At 66.6% G+C, this 17,447-nt stretch carries 14 protein-coding genes; 9 read left to right on the top strand and 5 right to left on the bottom strand.

Annotation, left to right across the window (positions count from 1 at the left end; translation table 11 throughout):
• From ACFZCE_RS11055 to betB, 3 genes are all read right to left on the bottom strand, one after another.
• Entirely contained in the window at positions 1–1,158 is a 1,158-nt protein-coding gene (locus ACFZCE_RS11055) for a heparan-alpha-glucosaminide N-acetyltransferase domain-containing protein (RefSeq protein WP_390938835.1), read from the bottom strand.
• A 333-nt stretch (positions 1,159–1,491) separates the two neighbouring features.
• Positions 1,492–3,237, bottom strand: coding sequence for a choline dehydrogenase (gene betA / locus ACFZCE_RS11050; protein WP_390938833.1), 1,746 nt, complete (start codon positions 3,235–3,237; stop codon positions 1,492–1,494).
• A 127-nt stretch (positions 3,238–3,364) separates the two neighbouring features.
• Positions 3,365–4,837, bottom strand: coding sequence for a betaine-aldehyde dehydrogenase (betB, locus tag ACFZCE_RS11045; protein WP_390938831.1), 1,473 nt, complete (start codon positions 4,835–4,837; stop codon positions 3,365–3,367).
• A gap of 351 nt (positions 4,838–5,188) precedes the next feature.
• On the opposite strand from betB, the gene ACFZCE_RS11040 reads away from it, so the two are divergent.
• Positions 5,189–6,769 carry a BCCT family transporter gene (locus ACFZCE_RS11040; protein WP_390939317.1) on the top strand — a complete coding sequence of 527 codons (1,581 nt, stop codon included), beginning with the start codon at positions 5,189–5,191 and terminating at the stop codon, positions 6,767–6,769.
• A gap of 160 nt (positions 6,770–6,929) precedes the next feature.
• Here the strand turns inward: ACFZCE_RS11040 and ACFZCE_RS11035 are convergent, their stop codons facing one another.
• Positions 6,930–7,649: a response regulator gene (locus ACFZCE_RS11035; protein WP_390938829.1), complete on the bottom strand. Its 720-nt coding sequence runs from the start codon at positions 7,647–7,649 to the stop codon at positions 6,930–6,932.
• On the bottom strand, positions 7,646–8,908 hold the full coding sequence (locus ACFZCE_RS11030) for an ATP-binding protein (protein ID WP_390938827.1): 1,263 nt from the start codon (positions 8,906–8,908) through the stop codon (positions 7,646–7,648). Before ACFZCE_RS11030 ends, ACFZCE_RS11035 begins: the two co-directional genes overlap by 4 nt.
• A gap of 238 nt (positions 8,909–9,146) precedes the next feature.
• Between ACFZCE_RS11030 and ACFZCE_RS11025 the strand changes: the two genes are divergently transcribed.
• The 8 genes from ACFZCE_RS11025 (at position 9,147) to ACFZCE_RS10990 (ending at position 17,325) form a co-directional block, all read left to right on the top strand.
• Entirely contained in the window at positions 9,147–10,172 is a 1,026-nt protein-coding gene (locus ACFZCE_RS11025) for a substrate-binding domain-containing protein (RefSeq protein ID WP_390938825.1), read from the top strand.
• 15 nt (positions 10,173–10,187) lie between these two features.
• Entirely contained in the window at positions 10,188–11,639 is a 1,452-nt protein-coding gene (locus tag ACFZCE_RS11020) for an ATP-binding cassette domain-containing protein (RefSeq protein WP_390938823.1), read from the top strand.
• Positions 11,636–12,616: an ABC transporter permease gene (locus ACFZCE_RS11015; RefSeq protein ID WP_390938821.1), complete on the top strand. Its 981-nt coding sequence runs from the start codon at positions 11,636–11,638 to the stop codon at positions 12,614–12,616. Before ACFZCE_RS11020 ends, ACFZCE_RS11015 begins: the two co-directional genes overlap by 4 nt.
• Entirely contained in the window at positions 12,613–13,569 is a 957-nt protein-coding gene (locus tag ACFZCE_RS11010) for an ABC transporter permease (RefSeq protein WP_390938819.1), read from the top strand. The genes ACFZCE_RS11015 and ACFZCE_RS11010 overlap by 4 nt, the downstream gene beginning before the upstream one ends.
• Before the next feature lie 14 nt (positions 13,570–13,583).
• The gene (locus ACFZCE_RS11005) at positions 13,584–14,495 is read left to right on the top strand and encodes an SMP-30/gluconolactonase/LRE family protein (protein ID WP_390938817.1); all 912 of its coding nucleotides are present in this window, start codon (positions 13,584–13,586) and stop codon (positions 14,493–14,495) included.
• A gap of 253 nt (positions 14,496–14,748) precedes the next feature.
• Complete coding sequence (locus ACFZCE_RS11000; protein ID WP_390938815.1) at positions 14,749–15,591, top strand: MetQ/NlpA family ABC transporter substrate-binding protein; 843 nt, start codon at positions 14,749–14,751, stop codon at positions 15,589–15,591.
• Positions 15,588–16,679, top strand: a complete 1,092-nt coding sequence (locus ACFZCE_RS10995) for an ATP-binding cassette domain-containing protein (RefSeq protein WP_390938813.1) — start codon at positions 15,588–15,590, stop codon at positions 16,677–16,679. Before ACFZCE_RS11000 ends, ACFZCE_RS10995 begins: the two co-directional genes overlap by 4 nt.
• Positions 16,672–17,325 (top strand): ABC transporter permease subunit, encoded by a 654-nt coding sequence (locus ACFZCE_RS10990; protein ID WP_390938811.1) that lies wholly within the window; start codon positions 16,672–16,674, stop codon positions 17,323–17,325. Before ACFZCE_RS10995 ends, ACFZCE_RS10990 begins: the two co-directional genes overlap by 8 nt.
• Positions 17,326–17,447 lie beyond the last annotated feature (122 nt).

Genomic DNA, 17,447 nt, shown 5'->3' with positions numbered 1-17,447 from the left:
TTAGAAATACTTGAGCCAGGCAACATCGCGCCGGCGCTGCTTGAGCCGGGCGAAGGCACGGGTGGGCCAGTACAGCAGGGCGGCCAGGGCCACCGCCCACAGCCAGATGGCCCAGAGGTGGTCGAAGCCGTAGTAGCGCCCCTGGTTCAGGCCAAAGGCTTGCACCGCCAGCAGGTAGCAGGCCTTGAGCAGCAGCAGGTGCAGCAGGTAGAAGAACATCGGCGCGCCGCCGTACAGGCCCAGCACGCGCAGCGCCCGGCCATCGCCCAGGCGTTCGCCGGCGGCGAGCAACAGCAGGCCCACGCCGAGGGTGGGCATCAGGAACAACAGCGACGGTGGGTACTTGGTCAGTGCCAGGAAGCTCATCAGCGTGCGCACGGGCGTTTCCAGGCTGGCCCAGGGCTTGTCGCCGTAGGCGTTCAGGTAGCGCAGCGCCACAAAGCCGGCCAGCAGCGCCAGGCCCCAGCCGCACAGCCGGCGCAGGCGTGGCGCGCGGGCCAGGCTGAACCAGGGCCCGGCGGCATAGCCCAGGGCGATCACGCCGATCCACGGCAAAATCGGGTAGGTGGTGCGGGCGCGGGTGAGTTCACCCAGGGGGATGTACGCGCGCTGGTGCAGCACCGCCCACAGTGGCTGCCAAGGCGATTGCGCCGGCACCACCACCGCGTCGAGCAGGTTGTGCCCGGCGATGATCACAACCGCCAGCGCCAGCAGCGCCGGGCGCGGCAGGTAGAGCAGGCCGGCGAGGATGATCATGCACAGGCCGATCGCCCAGATCACCTGCAGCCACAAGGTGGCCGGCACAAAGGTGGCGTTCCAGGCGAAATTCACCAGGGTCAGCTCCAGCAGCACCAAAAACACCCCGCGCTTGAGCAGGAATGCGCAGGTGTCGCGGCGGCTGTGGCGCTGGCCGTAGAGCCAGGCCGACAGGCCCGTGAGGAATACGAACACCGGCGCGCAGACCATGCTCGACACGCGGGTGAAGAACAGTTCGGGGGCGACGCTGTGGGCATCCATCGGGTCGCTGACCTGCACGTGCAGAAAGAAGGTTTCGCGCACGTGGTCAAGCAGCATGAACAGCATCACCAGGCCGCGCAGGGCGTCGATGGCGAGCAGGCGCTGGCCGCGATCCGGCGCGGCAGAGAGGGCAGGGGGCATGGGGAACATCCGTGGCAGGGCGTATTAGAAAATACGGATGTTATATTGTTGCGTTAAATTGATGAACAAATATTTAAGATTTGTGTAAACGCAGCTGGCCTATCGCCCGGCACAGCCGGAGTGCCGGACCACGGCCTCCCACCAGATTTGTGTAAGTACTTGATTTGCATGGCAACACAGAACCCGTGGGAGGCCGGCTGTGCCGGGCGATGGGCCCTGAAGCTCATGCACGAAATCAGCAGGGCTCACAGATCGATCCCGTCCATGAAGCCCTGAAATGGCTTAAGTGAATAGCATTACGGCACAGCCGGGGCGAAGGGCCAGCCAGCCCGATCAATGCATCACTGGCTCCGCCACCTTCACCCCCGGCGCCACGCTCACTGGCGTGGTGTGCTCGGTCTGGCGCAGCGGCGCGTTGCGCACGGGCGCGCCGTTGGCTTTGAAGTAGCGCGCGTTGCTGCGTGGCAGGGGCTGGCGGCCGCGGATGCGGTCGGCGATCTTCTCGGCGATCATGATGGTGGTGGCGTTGAGGTTGCCGGTGATGATTTCCGGCATGATCGACGCATCCACCACCCGCAGGCCTTGCAGGCCGTGCACCCGGCCCTGGTTGTCGACCACCGCCATGGCGTCGGTGCCCATCTTGCACGAGCAGGAGGGGTGGAACGCGGTTTCGGCATGCTCACGCACGAAGGTGTCGAGCTGTTCGTCGGTCTGCACCTCCAGCCCCGGGCTGATCTCGCGGCCGCGGAAGGCGTCCAGCGCCGGCTGGGCGATGATCTCGCGGGTGATCCGGATCGCGTCGCGAAACTCCTGCCAGTCTTGCTCGGTGGCCATGTAGTTGAACAGGATGCTCGGGTGCTGGTGCGGGTCTTTCGATTTGATCTGCACCCGGCCGCGGCTGGGCGAGCGCATCGAGCCCACGTGCATCTGGAAGCCGTGTTCCTTCACCCCGTTGCTGCCGTTGTAATTGATCGCCACCGGCAGGAAGTGGTACTGGATGTTCGGCCATTCGAATTCCGGCCGGGTGCGGATGAACCCGCCGGCCTCGAACTGGTTGCTGGCGCCGATGCCGGTGCCGTTGAACAACCATTCGGCGCCGATCGCCGGCTGGTTGTGCAGCAGCAGCGACGGGTACAGCGACACCGGCTGGGTGCAGGCGTACTGGATGTACATCTCCAGGTGGTCCTGCAGGTTCTCGCCCACGCCGGGCAGGTCATGCACCAGCGGCACGTTGTGCTCGGCCAGCAGCGCCGCCGGGCCCACGCCCGAGCGTTGCAGCAGTTGCGGCGAGGCGATGGCACCGGCGCACACCAGCACTTCCTTGCGCGCGCGGGCCTCATGGGCGGTGTTGCCGCTGCCCACCAGGTAGCGCACACCGGCGGCGCGCTTGCCGTCGAACAGCACCCGGTCGGTCACCGCGTGGGTGACGATGGTCAGCGTGCTGCGCTGCTTGGCGGTGTCCAGGTAACCCCGGGCGGTGCTGGCGCGGCGGCCCTTGGCGGTCACGGTGCGGTCCATCGGGCCGAAGCCTTCCTGCTGGTAACCGTTGAGGTCTTCGGTGCGCGGGTAACCGGCTTGCACGCCGGCCTCGACCATCGCCGCAAACAGCGGGTTATTGTTCGCCTTGGGGGTGGTCACGCTCACCGGGCCCTCGCCACCGTGCCAGTCGTTGGCGCCGATGTCGCGGGTTTCAGCCTTGCGAAAGTACGGCAGGCAGTCGAGGTAGGCCCAGTCTTCCAGGCCGGGTTGTTCGGCCCACTGGTCGAAGTCCATGGCGTTGCCGCGGATGTAGCACATGCCGTTGATCAGCGACGAGCCACCCAGGCCCTTGCCGCGGCCGCACTCCATGCGGCGGTTGTTCATGTGCGGCTCGGGGTCGGTTTCATACGCCCAGTTGTAGCGCCGGCCCTGCAGCGGAAAGGCCAGGGCGGCCGGCATCTGGGTGCGGAAGTCCAGGCGGTAGTCCGGGCCGCCAGCTTCGAGCAGCAGCACGGTCACGCCGGGGTCTTCGGTCAGGCGGGTGGCCAGGGTGTTACCGGCCGAGCCGGCGCCGACGATGATGTAGTCGAATTCTTTCATGGGGGCCTCCTGGCCCCCCCGCGGCAAGCTTCAAGCGCCAAGCGCGGAGGGGCGGGATCAACAAAATGGGCTGGGCACCGCAGTGCCACGTGCCGCGTGTGGCTTAGCGCTGGCGGCTCACGGCCACTTAGAACACCGACGCGTAGTTGCCCAGCTCGACCTGCACCGACTTGACCCGGGTGTACTGGGCCAGCGACAGGATGCCGTTCTCACGGCCCACGCCCGACTGCTTGTAGCCGCCCACCGGCATCTGCGCCGGCGACTCGCCCCAGGCGTTGATCCAGCAAATGCCAGCTTCGAGCTGGTGGATCACGCGGTGGGCGCGGGTGAGGTCTTGGGTGACGATGCCGGCGGCCAGGCCGAAGTCGGTGGCGTTGGCGCGGCGGATCACTTCCTCTTCGCTTTCGTAGCTGAGGATGCTCATCACCGGGCCGAAGATTTCTTCGCGCACGATGGTCATGGCGTCGGTGCAATCGGTGAACACCGTCGGCGGCACGTAGGCACCGTTGGCCAGGGCGCCGGTGGTCAGGCGCTCACCGCCGCACAGCAGGCGTGCGCCTTCTTCCTTGCCCTTGGCGATGTAGCCCAGCACGCTTTCCATGTGGGCGAAGCTCACCAGCGGGCCGAAGTTGGTGTTTTCGTCGGTGGGGTCGCCCACGCGGATGCGCTGCACGCGCTCGGCGATCTTCGCCTCGAAGGCGGCCTTCAGGGCGGCCGGCACGAACACTCGGGTGCCGTTGGTGCACACCTGCCCGGAACTGTAGAAGTTGGCCATCATGGCGATGTCGGCGGCCTTATCCAGGTCGGCGTCTTCGAAGATGATCAGCGGCGACTTGCCGCCCAGTTCCATGGTCACTTCCTTCAGGCTCGAGGCCGAGGCGCTGGCCATGACCTTCTTGCCGGTGTCGGTGCCGCCGGTGAAGGAGATTTTTTCGATCAGTGGGTGTTCGGTCAGCGCGGTGCCGAGGTCGCGGCCGCTGCCGGTGAGCACGTTGAACACGCCGTCGGGCAGGCCGGCCTGGGTGTAGATCTCGGCCAGCTTGAGGGTGGTCAGCGAGGTGACTTCGCTCGGCTTGAAGATCATCGCGTTGCCGGCGGCCAGGGCCGGGGCGGACTTCCACAGGGCGATCTGGATCGGGTAGTTCCAGGCGCCGATGCCGGCGGTGATGCCCAGCGGCTCGCGGCGGGTGTACACGAACGAGGTGTCGCGCAGGGGGATCTGCTCGCCTTCGATGGCCACCGCCAGGCCGGCGTAGTACTCCAGTACGTCGGCGCCGGTGACGATGTCGACATAACGGGTTTCGGAGTAGGCCTTGCCGGTGTCGAGGGTTTCGAGCTGGGCCAGTTCGTCGTTGCGTTCACGCAGGATGTCGACCGCCCGGCGCAGCACCCGCGAGCGTTCCATGGCGGTCATGCTGGCCCAGACCTTCTGGCCCTTTTCGGCGCTCTTGACCGCGCGCTCTACGTCGGCGGCGGTGGCGCGCTGCACCTTGGCCAGCACTTCACCGGTGGCCGGGTTGATGGCGTCGAAGGTCTCGCTGCCGCTGGCGTCGACGTAGCCGCCGTCGATGTAGAGTTTTTGCGTCTCGAAACGGGCCATGGGGGTCCTCGCAGGAACAATGGGTGATGGCATGGCGCACCCAGGCGCCGGGCCGATGAATTCAGTCTATTTTATTTAGATTGAACGTTCAATCAACAAAGACTAAGCTCTGCGACAATCTGCCACGCCAGGTGCCTTCACGGCCCGCCCCGTGGTGGACCGTAGCGCCCTGAGAGGCCCGCGCCAGAACCCTTGCCGTGTGCTTGGCAAGCGTTCAAGAGAAGACGGGCCCAGCCATGGCGCTGTGATCAACGGCCTGCTTTCTCCACTGCTCGCACTGCTGGGAGCCTGCGCTCAATGAGTTCCGCCCTGAACAAGACCTCCACCGAGAAGGTCCGGCTCAACCGCGAGGTGTTCTTCACCTCGGCCGCGTTGATCCTGCTGTTAACTGCCTTGCTGATCGCTGCACCCGACACCGCCGGCCACCTGCTGGGCCAGGCCCAGGCCTGGTTGTCGCGAAGTTTTGGCTGGTACTACATGCTGATGATCGGGGGCTATCTGGTCTTCGTGCTGGCGATCGCCTTTTCCGGGTACGGCAGGCTCAAGCTGGGTGGCCCGGACGACACCCCCGACTTCAGCTACGGCGCCTGGGCCGGCATGCTGTTTTCTTCCGGCATTGGTATTTCGCTGTTGTACTTCGGCGCTTCCGAGCCGCTGGATCACTACTTCAACCCGCCCGAGGGCACCCCGGCCAGCCTGCAATCGGCCCGTGAGGGCCTGCAGCTGACCTTCCTCCACTGGGGCCTGCACGGCTGGGCGATTTACGCCGTGGTGGGGCTGGCGGTGGGGTACTTCGCCTACCGCCATGGCCAGCCGCTGGCGCTGCGCTCGGCGCTGTACCCGCTGATGGGCGAGCGCTGGGTCAAGGGCGCGGCCGGCAACCTGGTGGATGTGTTCGGCATGTTCGTGACCCTGCTGGGCCTGGTGACCAACCTCGGCATCGGCGCGATGCAGGTGAGTTCGGGGCTGGAGTACCTGTTCGGCATGCCCCACAGCAACACCAACCTGCTGCTGGTGATCCTGGTGATGAGCACGGTGGCGACCATCGCCGCGGTGTCTGGGGTGGAGAACGGCATCCGCCGGCTGTCGAACCTGAACATCGTGCTGTTCAGCGGCCTGCTGCTGTTCGTGCTGTTCAACGGCCCAACCCTGCACCTGCTCAATGGCTTCGTGCAGAACATCGGCGACTACCTGAACGGCGTGGTGCTGAAAACCTTCGACCTCTACGTGTACCAGGCCGACCCCGCCAAGAGCGAGCGCTGGCTGGGCCTGTGGACGGTGTTCTACTGGGCCTGGTGGATTTCCTGGGGCCCGTTCGTGGGCATGTTCATCGCGCGGATTTCCCGCGGGCGCACGGTGCGCGAAGTGGTCGCCGGGGTGCTGTTGATCCCCCTGGGCTTCACCCTGGCCTGGCTGTCGATCTTCGGCAACACCGCGCTGGACCTGGTGATGAACCACGGCGCGGTGGCGCTGGGCAAAACCGCCTTGAGCGAGCCGTCGATGTCGATCTACCAACTGCTGGAGTTCTACCCAGCGGCGAAGATCGTGGTCGGCGTGGCGGTGTTCGTCGGCTTCGTGCTGTTCCTTACCCCGGCAGACTCCGGCGCGGTGATGATGGCCAACCTCTCGTGCAAGGGCGGCGAGGTCGACGAAGATGCGCCGCATTGGTTGCGTATCCTTTGGTCGGCGATCATCACCCTGGTCACCGTGGGGCTGTTGTTCGCCGGTAACTTCGAGGCCATGCAAACCATGGTGGTGCTGGCCGGGTTGCCGTTCTCGGTGGTGCTGGCGGTGTTTATCTGGGGCCTGTACAAGGCCATGAAGCACGACACCCAGGCCGAACAGGCCGCCCGCGAACTGGCCCAGGCGCAGTTGTTGCTGGAGCTGCGCGCGGCGGCGGGCCGGGAAGGGGTGGTGCGGCAGTCGGCTTGAGGGAGAGAAGCCCTGATTTTTTCAGGTGGTTTTACTGAGCGCATGATCTGGCTGGCCCTTCGCCCGGCACAGCCGGCCTCCCACCAGATTTGTGTAAGTACTTGATTTACGGGGCAACAAAGAACCCGTGGGAGGCCGGCTGTGCCGGGCGAGGGGCCCTTCAAGCCCCCCTGCGGCTCAACCACTCCTGCAATTCATCCTCCGCCTGCTCCAGCGCGGTGCGGTTGAGCAGTTTGCGCAGCAGCGCGATGTTCACCGCGCGGGCGCGCAGGTTGAAGGTGGGGCAGTCTTCGCCCAAGGGGTACACGCCGAGTTTTTCATACAACTGCTGCAGGCGGTTCTGCACACTGCGCAGCGAGAGGTTGTGGCGTTGGGCGATGGTACGGTCGGTCAGGCCCAGGGCGATGTCTTGCAGCACGGCGTATTCCACGTCGGTCAGGCCCAGCAGGCGGTCCTGGGCCTTTTGCTGCACGCCGCGGATTTCCCGGTCGATCACGCATTGCTGCTCGATGAACAAGCTGCGCAGGGCCAAGCGCAGGCGTTCTTCGGAGGCGGTTTTCAGCACGTAGCCGTAGGCCGCGCCTTGCGGCACGATCCGCGAGATGCCGCGCACATAGGCTTCATCGGCGTAGTTCGACCAGAACAGGATCGCCGTGTCGGGCCGTTCGCGCCACATTCCGCGGGCGGCTTCCACGCCGGTGCGGGCGGGCATTTGCAGGTCCATCACCACCGAGCCCACCGCGTGCTCATGGGCCAGGCGCTCGCCCATGCGGCCGTCTTCGGCCTCCAGCAGCCGCGAGCACTCCGGCAGCGCGGCCTCGATCACTTCCTTGAGAAATGCCCGGTGCACCGGGTCGTCTTCAACGATCAACACGTTCATGGCAGCGGTACCTCCTCGGCCGGCACGCTGGCCAGGGCATGCTGCGGCAGGCTGACGCTCACGCAGGTGCCGCGCCCGCCGCTGCCGGGCCCTAGCTCGAGCCGCGCGCCGAGCAGTTGCGCGCGGATGCGCATGTTGCCGATGCCGCCGGTTTCCCGCGCGCCGGCCTCGCCCAGGCCGACGCCGTCGTCGGTCACGCTCAGCGCCAATTGGCCGCCCTCGGCGCGGATGTCGATGCGGATAGCCCGTGGCCGGGCATGCTTGATGGCGTTGTTCACCGCCTCCTGGATGATCCGCAGCAGGGCGATCTGTTGCGCCTCGGCGAGGCGGTTGGCGGCGCCGCCGGAGTGGTCCTGCAGCTTGGTGCGGATGCGCAGGCCGCTGTTGTGCACGCTGCGCAGCAGTAGGTCTTCCAGGCCTTCTTCCAGGCCGAACAACTGCAGCACGGTGGGCTTGACCGCGTCGATGATGCCGCGCAGTTCCTGCATGCTCTCCTGCAGGCCGTCGCACACCGGCTGCAGGTCATCGCCGCTCAGGCTGCCTTGCTTGCGCAGCCGCGCCAGGCGCCGGTGCAGGCGGGTGAGGTCGGCGAGGGTCTGGTCGTGCAGGTCCATGCCGATGCGCTGGCGCTCGTTCTCGAGGGTGTCGGTCAAGCGCGAGGCGCCCAGGCGCAGGCCTTCTTCACGGGCGCGCAGGCGTTCCTCGGCCACCGCCAGCTTGGTCGCTTGTTCGGTCTGGCGCAGGGCATACAGGTAAGAGGCGAGCAGGTCAGCGATATGCTGGGTGTGGCGCACGTCATCGAGGGTGTAGAAGTGCGCGGCGTGCTTGGAGCAACTCAGCGCGCCGATGATCTCGCCGCGGGCGCGCAGCGGCACGTGCAGGCGGCTGCGCAGCTGGGCGTTGAAGATCGGCCGGTTGAACGCCTCGGGGAAGGCGAAGCGCGGGTCGTTCATCGCATCGCCGCTGAGCAGGAACGCCACCTCGCCCAGCAGCACCGCACGGATCGGGCTGTGCGCGGTGGGCATGCTCAGCTCGGCGAAGTCGCCCCAGGAGGTGTGCAGCCCGGTTTCGAACGCGTGCAGGTGCTGGCCGCCGTGCAGCAGCAGGCTCACGTCGAGGTGATCATGGGGCAGGATGAAGCACACCTCGCGGGAGATGGCCTCGATCATCGATTGGAAATCCAGCTGCCCAGCCAGGGCCCTGGAAATGCCAAGGAAGTGATGCAGCACATCCTCGGCCTGGATGCTCGGACGTTGCACGGTCGTACCCGCCTTTATTGTTGTGCTGAGCATAGCGCGAACCTTGGCCCCAGTGTGCGGCGCCAAGGCCCGCCGCGCTTGCGGGATCCCGCACAGTGCATGCGTGATTTGGCGGCAAGTCTGCGCCATTGGCCCAAGACGCCGCCCGGCGCCGGTAGCACACTCAGCCTCGAACGATGTACGTGCGGCCTGCCACTTGGCGCCGCCGGAGCCCCACAACAATAAAAAGGGATTGCTCATGAAAGGTCATTCGTTTCACCGCGCGTTGCTGTGCGCTGCCCTGTCGCTTTCGCCGCTGTTGGCCCAGGCCGACACCTCCGACAAAACCATTGCCCTGACCAACAACTACGCCGGCAACGCCTGGCGGCAGAACATGCTCGCCAGTTGGGATGCCACCGGCAAGCAGGCGGTCAAGGATGGCGTGGTGGCCCAGGTAGACGCCTTCACCACTGCTGAAAACCAAGCCACCGAACAGGCCGCGCAAATCCAGAACCTGATCCTCCAGGGCTACAACGCGATCGTCGTCAACGCGGCCTCGCCCACCGCGCTCAACGGCGCGATCAAGCAGGCCTGCGACGCCGGCATCGTGGTGGTGTCGTTCGATGGCGTGGTCAGCGAGCCGTGCGCGTACCGCATCTCGATGAACTTCAAGCAAAGCGGCGTCGAGCAGATGGACTACCTCGCCGAGCGCTTTCCCCAGGGCGCCAACGTGCTGGAAATCCGCGGCCTGGCCGGGGTGTCGGTGGATGAGCTGATCCACTCCGGGGTGGTTGCCGGGGCGCAGAAGCACCCTAATTTGAAGATCGTCGGCGCGGTCAACGGCAACTGGTCGCAAACCGCCGCGCAAAAGGCCGTGGCGGGGATCCTGCCAAGCCTGCCCAAGGTCGATGCGGTGGTCACCCAGGGCGACGACGGCTACGGCGCCGCCCAGGCGTTCAGCGCGGCTGGCCGGCCAACACCGGTGATCATCTTCGGCAACCGCGAAGAAGAACTCTCGTGGTGGAAGCAACAGCACGAGGCCAACGGCTACCAGAGTTTTTCCATCTCCAGCGCGCCGAGTATTTCCAGCCTGGCCTTCTGGGTGGCGCAGCAACTGCTCGACGGCAAGCAACTGCCCCATGACCTGGAATCCCCGGCGGCCACCGTCACCCAGGCCACCCTCGACGCCAGCCTCAAGGGCCTGGCCAAGGGCAGCATCGTCAGCCAGCCGGTGAGCGTCGACGACGTCGCCCGCCTCAAGCCCGCGACCACGGCCGCCAACTGACCGGGAGGGATGCCGATGGCCGTGGCCGCGCGCACCTTGTTGAGTTTTGAAGGCACGGGCAAAACCTTCGGCGCGGTGCGCGCGCTGGAAGGGGTCAGCCTGAGCTTCCACGCCGGCGAATGCCTGGGCCTGATCGGCCATAACGGCGCCGGTAAATCCACCCTGATGCAGGTGCTGGCCGGCACCCTGGCCGCCGACCAGGGCGCGCTGCTGATCGACGGCCACGACCTGCGCGCCCACTACAGCGTGCGCCTGGCCCGCGAGCATGGCATCCGCTGCGTGTTCCAGGAGCTGTCGTTGTGCCCCAACCTCAGCGTGGCCGAGAACACCCGGCTGATGTGCCCGGGCCTGGCCGGCTGGGGCTGGCGGGCCAAGGCGCGGCGGGCGATCGGCGAGCAGTTGGAGGCGATCTTCCCCGGCCATGGCATCCACCCGGACGACATCGTCGCCGACTTGCCAATCGGCCAGCGGCAGATGGTCGAGATTGCCCGTGCGTTTGTTTGCGCCGGCGAGCGCCTGGCGTTGGTCATCCTCGATGAACCCACCTCGTCGCTCGACGCCCGGGTGGCGGCGCAACTGCTGCGCTTTGTGCGGCGTTTCGTCGAAGGCGGCGGCAGCATCGTGTTGATCAGCCACATCCTCGGCGAGATGCTCGCCACCTGCGACCGCATCGCGGTGATGCGCGACGGCCAGGTGGTGCAGGTGCGTGCCGCCGCGGCGTTCACCCATGAGTCACTGGTGGAGTGCATGGGCCACGCGGCCAAGGCCGCCGAGGAGCAACGCACGTTCGTTTCGCGCCGGCACGGCGCACCGGTGGTCGATGCGCGGCCCAAGCGCCAGGCCGACGGCCAGTGCGTGCGCGCCTTCGCCGGGGAAATCGTCGGCCTGGCCGGGCTCGCCGGCCATGGCCAGAGCCAGTTGCTGCTGCAGGTGCTGCGCGAGCGCGTGCGTGGCGGCCAGGGCGTGGCGCTGGTGGCCGGTGACCGGCAAACCGATGGGGTATTCCCGCTGTGGTCGATCGCCGAAAACATCAGCGTTGGCTCCCTCGCGCAACTGCGCCGCCACGGCCTGATCGCCGCCGAGGCCGAGCACGCCTTGGCCGCCCAGTGGCAAACCCGCATGGGCATCCGCACCCCCAGCATGGCCGCGCCGATCCTCTCGCTCTCCGGTGGCAACCAGCAAAAAGCGCTGTTCGCCCGGGCGCTGGCCTCGGCCCATGAGCTGATCCTGATGGACGACCCCATGCGCGGGGTCGATGTGGGCACCAAGCGCGACGTGTACGCAATCATCGCCGCCGAGGCGGCCAAGGGCCGCACGTTCATCTGGTACACCACCGAGCTCGAAGAGCTGCAGTACTGCGACCACGTCTACGTGTTCCGCGACGGCCAGGCGGTGCTCGACCTGCCGCGCGGCGAGCTGACCGAGGAGCGCATCTTGCGCGGGTCTTTCCAGGAGCACAGTGCATGAACGCGAGTAACCCAATGCCGTTGATCGCCGCCACCCCCGCCGCCCCACGCGACCGCGCGCGGCTGCTGCGCAGCGCCTTGCCCGGGGTGTCGCTGGCGGTGCTGCTGGTGGGGATCTTCATCCTCCAGCCGCGGGCCATGAGCTACCTGGGCCTGAACCTGATGCTCAACCTCGCCGTGCCGATCGCCCTGGCGACCATGGCGCAGATGCTGATCATCACCGTGAACGACCTCGACCTGTCGCTGGGCAGCTTCATCAGCTTCGTCGCTTGCGTGGCCGCTACCGTACTGGGGCCGCACCCGTTTCTCGGCAGCCTGGCGCTGCTCGGCTGCATCGCCGTGTACGCCGCCCTCGGCGCGTTGATCCACGGCCGCAACCTGCCGGCGATCGTGGTCACCCTGGGGATGTCGTTCATCTGGATGGGCGGGGCGATCCTGCTGCTGCCCTCGCCGGGCGGCGCCGCGCCACAGTGGCTGCAGGGCCTGGTGCGAATCAAAACCCCACTGCTGCCGCTGGCGATTTTCGTCTGCATCGTGCTGGCGCTGGTGATGCACGCGTTCCTGGCCCGCTCCACCCTCGGGGTGATCCTCCGTGGCGCCGGCGGCAACCCCCAGGCCATCGGCCGGCGCGGCTGGTCGCTGCTGCGCATCAAGGCCGCGCTGTATGGCCTGGCCGGCACCTTCGGGGTGCTTTCGGGGTTGTTCCTGGTGGGCCTGACCACCTCGGCAGACGCCAACATCGCCCTGCGCTACACGTTGTTGTCGATTGCCGGGGTGATCCTCGGCGGCGGCGAGTTCGTCGGCGGCCGGGTGTCGCCGATTGGCGCGGTGCTGGGCGCGTTGACCTTAGTGCTGGCTGGCTCGTTGTTGTCGTTCCTGCGGATTTCCCCCGACTGGCAGATCGGCGCCCAGGGCGCGATCTTGATCGTGGTGCTGGCCCTGCGCGCCGGCGTCAACCGCCTGGAGGCCCGCCCATGAGTACCTTGCGCGTGAGCATGGCGGGCAAGCCGTGGCTGTGGTCGTTCATCGCCGCCGGGTTGATCTGGCTGGCGACCATCGCCTTCACCGGTGGCCAGGGCGGCGGCGGGTTGCTCTCCAGTGCCCTGAGTTTCTCGGCGTTCTTCGTGATCGTCGGCCTCGGGCAGATGTTCGTGATCAGCACCGGGCCGGGCAACATCGATTTGTCGATCCCGGCCAACATCGCCCTGTGTGGCGCCCTGGGCATGAAGCTGATGGGCGGCGACGCCGGGATGATCCTGCCCGCGGTGCTGGCGGTGTTGCTCGCCGGGGTGCTGATCGGTTGCGCCAACTATGGGTTGATCCGCGTGCTGAAAATCCCGCCGATCATCGCCACGCTGTCGGCCAGTTTCATCATTCAATCCCTGGCCATCGCCTACGGGCGCAGCGTGCGCATCCAGCCGCCGGCGCTGTTCTATGACTTCTGCACCGGGCGCCTGCTCGGCGTGCCGTACCTGGCCGTGGCGGTGGTGCTGCTGGCCGCCGCCATGGCCGTGGTGCTGGCGCGCACTCGCTACGGCCGCTGGGCCCTGGCGATCGGCCAGAACGCCCGTGCCGCGGAGCTGGCCGGCGGGCGGGTCGAGCGCGTGCGCTTTGCCACCTACGTGCTCAGCGCCACCTTTGCCGCGCTGTGCGGGGTGCTGCTGGCGGGCTTCTCCGGCGGCGCTTCGCTGGCCATGGGCGAGGAGTACCTGCTGGCCTCGATCGCTGTGGTGGTGATCGGCGGCACCTCGGTGGCCGGGGGCTTTTCCAACGTGCCGGGGCTATGGGGGGCGGCGCTGTTCCTCTACCTGCTGGTGAGCATGCTCAACACCTTCGGGGCCAGCGCCGGCATCCGTTTGATCTGCACCGGGGTGATCATCATCGCCGTGATTATTGCTGTGAGCGCACGCCAACAAGGGGGCCGCCAATGAATGCCGTGTTGTCCATGAGTGAACCGCGTTACGAGTATTGCGACCCGCGCTTCTATGAGCTGACCTTGCCCAACACCCAGCTCGAGCGCCTCTACGACCGCTGCCGCTGGGCCGAAGGCCCGGTGTGGTTCAACGACGGTGGCTACCTGCTGTTCAGCGACATCCCCAACCAGCGCATCCTGCGCTGGACCCCGGAACAGGGCGTATCGGTGTACCGCAGCGGCTCGAACTTCGCCAATGGCAACACCCGCGATCTACAAGGCCGGTTGGTCACTTGCGAACACGGCACCCGCCGGGTGACCCGCACCGAACCCGACGGCAGCCTGACGGTGATCGCCGACCAGTACCAGGGCCGCCGCCTCAACTCGCCCAACGACGTGGTGGTGCACCGCGACGGCTCGATCTGGTTCACCGACCCCACCTACGGGATCATGAGCGACTACGAAGGCAACCGCGCCGAGCCCGAACAACCCGGCCGCTACGTGTACCGGGTAGACCCGGCCAGCGGCGAGATCAACTGCGTGGCCGAAGACTTCGCGCAACCCAACGGCCTGGCGTTTTCCGCCTGCGGGCAGTGGCTGTACGTGGCCGACTCGGCCCGCTCCCACGACCCCAACGCCCCCCACCATATCCGCGCCCTGCGCGTGCTCGACGGCGGCCGCCTGGGTGAAAGCCGCGTGTTCGCCGAGATCGAACCAGGGATACCCGACGGCTTGCGGGTGGATGTGCGCGGCAACGTGTGGACCAGCGCCGGGGACGGCGTGCAATGCTTCGCAGCGGATGGCACGTTGCTGGGGAAGATACTGTTGCCGGAGAAGGTGGCGAACTTGACCTTTGGTGGGCCGCGCAGGAACCAGTTGTTTATTGCGGCGAATACGTCGGTGTATTTGATTCATTTGGCGGTGGAGGGGGGGCAGTGGCCTTAGATTGAGGGCCTATCGCCCGGCACAGCCGGCCTCCCACGGGTTCTGTGTTGTCCAGTAAATCAAGTACTTATACAAATCTGGTGGGAGGCCGGCTGTGCCGGGCGAAGGGCCCTCCAACCCACCACTCATACATGAATATGGTTATGAAAAATTCATATTTAATACCCGCAGGTTATTGAGCTAACGTACATCCCATCACCGCTCGACCGGGCTACCGGAGACGGCTCCTCACCACCACAAAGGAGTCGCCCCCATGCGCCTACCCTCTTTTTTGCGCCCCGCATTGCTGGCGGCGGCGCTGTTTTCTTCCGGGCTCAGCCACGCGGCCGAGGCCCAGCACATCAAGATCGGCATCAACGACAGCCCGCAGAACGCCGCCATCGAGCTGGCCGCGCAGTTGGCCAAGGCCAAGGGCATCGACGTGGAGGTGGTGTCGTTCTCCGACTGGAACACGCCTAACCTGGCGCTGGCCAATGGCGACATCGACCTGAACTACTTCCAGCACCAGCCGTTCCTGGAAAACGCCAACGCCCAGAATGGCTATGACTTGGTGCCGCTGGCCTACGGGGTGGAGAACAAGGTCGGGCTGTATTCGAAGAAAGTCACCGCCTTCGACCAGGTGAAAGACGGCGCCACCGTGGCGGTGGCCGATGACCCGGTCAACCAGGGCCGCGGCCTGAACCTGTACCAGCGCGCCGGGCTGATTACCCTGCGTGACGGCGCCGGGCCCAAGGCCAGCCTGCAGGACGTGACCGCCAACCCACACCACTTGAAGTTCATCGAGCTGCCCGGCCCGCAGCTGGCGCGGGTGCTCGATGACGTGACCATCGCCCAGAGCTACCCCTCGCACATTCTCGCCGCCGGCACGGCGGACCCGGGCAGCGCGCTGCTGTTCAGCCAGGACGAGGCCACCGGGCACCTCTATGCGCTGCGTTTTGTGGTGGCGCGCAAGAACGTGAACAACCCGGCCATCAAAACCTTTATCGATATTTTCCAGAACGCCCCCGAAGTGCGCGCGGCCATCGAGAAGGCCTATGGCAACCCTAAACTTTACGCGCTGGCCTGGTTGCCGGCCCAGCAGGAGGCTACCCGATGAGCCAGGTGATTCCCCTGCGCAGCGCCGCTGCGCCGACCGTACAACCCCAGGCCAACAGCGCGCCGGTGCACATCGAAGTGCGCGGGGTGGGCAAAACCTACCTCGCCGGGCGCAAGGCCGTGACCGCCTTGAGCGGGGTCGACCTGACCATCCAGCGCGGTGAGATTTTCGGCATCATCGGCCGCAGCGGCGCCGGTAAGTCGAGTTTGATCCGCACCTTCAACCGCCTGGAGGATGTCAGCGAAGGCCAGGTGCTGATCGAAGGTGAAGACATCGGCACACTGCAGGCCAGTGGCTTGGTCAAGCTGCGCCGGCGCATCGGCATGATCTTCCAGCATTTCAACCTGCTGGCCTCGCAAACCGTGCTGGAGAACCTTGCGCTGCCGCTGCAGGCTGCCGGCGTGAGCCGGGCGATCATCGAGCAGCGCGCCCGCGAGCTGCTGGCCCTGGTGGGCCTGAAGGGCATGGAACAGGTGTACCCGTCGCGCTTGTCGGGCGGGCAAAAGCAGCGGGTGGGGATTGCCCGGGCGCTGATGCTCGAACCGAGCATCCTGCTCTGCGACGAGGCCACCAGCGCGCTGGACCCAGAAACCACCCAGCAGATTCTCGCGCTGCTCAAGCAGATCAACCGCAAGCTGGGCCTGACCATCGTGCTGATCACCCACGAGATGGCGGTGGTGCGCCAGGTGTGCGATCGGGTCGCGGTGCTCGAGCGCGGCCGGGTGGTGGAGCAGGGGCCGGTGTGGCAGATTTTCGGCCAGCCCCAGGCCGATGCCACCCGCGCGCTGTTGGCGCCGCTGGCCACCCAGGTGCCCGAAGACCTCGAAGCCCGCCTGGCCACCGGCAATGGCCAGCGCGCGGTGCTGGAGCTGACCTTCGACGGGCAGACCGCCGCCGAGCCGGACCTGGCGGCGATTGCCCAGCACCTGGGCCGCGACATCGAGCTGCTGCACGGCGCCATTGAGCGCATCCAGGGCCATGCCCAGGGCCGGCTGCTGCTGGCGGTGCGCGCGGCGCCGGCCAAGCTGGAGCAGTTTTTGGGCTTGAGCGGGGTGTTCAGCGCGGCGAAGGTCGTGGGCCATGTCTGAGTTCATGTTCAAGGCGCTGTGCAAGGCGTTGCTCGACACCTTGACGATGGTCAGTGTGTCGGCGGCGATCGTCTGGTTCGCCGGCATCGCCTTGGGCATGGTGCTGGTGACCACCGCGCGGGGGGCGATCTTCAGCGCGCCGGCGCTGAACCGGGTGCTGGGTGGGTTGGTCAATGGCTTCCGCGCCACGCCGTTCATCATCCTGCTGGTGGCGTTGATCCCACTCACGCGGGTGCTGGTGGGCACCACCATCGGGGTGTGGGCGGCGGTGGTGCCGATCACCCTCAGCGCCACGCCGTTCTTCGCGCGGGTGGCGGAGGTGAGCTTGCGCGAGGTTAGCCACGGGGTGATCGAAGCGGCCCAGGCGCTGGGCTGCGAGCGCCGGCACATTCTGTTCAAGGTTTTGTTGCCCGAAGCTCTGCCGGGGATCATCGGCGGCTTCACCCTGACGGTGGTGGCGATGATCGGCGCCTCGGCCATGGCCGGCGCGATCGGTGCCGGTGGCCTGGGCGACCTGGCGATCCGCTACGGCTACCAGCGCTATGACACGGTGGTGATGGCCTGGGTGATCGCCATTCTGATTGTGCTGGTGTGCGGCATTCAGTGGGTGGGCGACCGCTATGTGCGGCGGTTGCGCAGCCGCTGAGGGTGCTTAGGGCCCTTCGCCCGGCACAGCCGGCCTCCCACCAGATGTGTATTGTCCCGGAAATCAAGGATCACACACATCTGGTGGGAGGCCGGCTGTGCCGGGCGATGGGCCCTGAAGCC

This window comes from Pseudomonas sp. NPDC007930, from assembly GCF_042958985.1.
Classification (GTDB): Bacteria; Pseudomonadota; Gammaproteobacteria; order Pseudomonadales; family Pseudomonadaceae; genus Aquipseudomonas.
Note: the sequence above shows the minus strand (reverse complement) of the source record. Positions and strands in the feature narration are given on the sequence as shown.